The organism is Phaeodactylibacter xiamenensis, assembly GCF_000759025.1.
GTDB lineage: Bacteria > Bacteroidota > Bacteroidia > Chitinophagales > Saprospiraceae > Phaeodactylibacter > Phaeodactylibacter xiamenensis.
On record NZ_JPOS01000160.1, the window covers coordinates 1 to 662 of the forward strand.

The following is a 662-nucleotide window of genomic DNA, read 5'->3' on the forward strand; positions in this document are numbered from 1 at the left end:
TGGAATGAAAAGATTAATTTCAAGAATCCGGGCCTGCGGGTAGCCCGGGCCGTTCGCTGCAATAAATAACAAACAAATAATGCAACCCATAATAACAAAAAAATCAGTACCAAAAACCATTATTGTAAACCTCTTGATTATGATAATTCCTTTTGGGATTGTTTATGTCATTGGAATGATGATAATTGAATTTACAAAGACAAGAATGGCTATATATGAAGAGAAACCAATAAGAAAAAGGGATAAAAGGTATAAAGATGGCTATAGAGTTGACGGTTGGAAAAGTGTGAAGACAGGAAAGAAGAGAGAGCTTTCTGCTGAAGAAATTGCTGCATCTAGATTTAACGGAAATCTAAGATTAGTTGCATTTGTATTGTTTTTTATTATTGGTGGCATGATCTATTATTTTGACATGAATAAATGATTTTAATGATGAAAAGGAACTTATTTTGTACTGCGATTGGATTCATATTGCTAATTACGTCGATCAACGCTCAAGAAGAAAAAATCGAACTTAACGAAGTTTGTTACTTCGAGGAAATAGGGACTACTCCTGAAAAGTATAGCTTTAAACCCTATTTTTATCATGATCGCTTAGAGCTTAAATTTGAGGTAACCATTCAGCCGGTATATCAATCGCCCCAGAGCAAATTCGATACGAA

The 662-nt window shown here is 34.1% G+C and carries 2 protein-coding genes; both read left to right on the top strand.

Annotation, left to right across the window (positions count from 1 at the left end):
* Positions 1-79: 79 nt before the first annotated feature.
* Positions 80-424, top strand: coding sequence for a hypothetical protein (locus IX84_RS30505; RefSeq protein WP_152605321.1), 345 nt, complete (start codon positions 80-82; stop codon positions 422-424).
* A 5-nt stretch (positions 425-429) separates the two neighbouring features.
* The coding region (locus IX84_RS34275; RefSeq protein WP_238578364.1) for a hypothetical protein at positions 430-662 on the top strand (233 nt) is incomplete at its 3' end.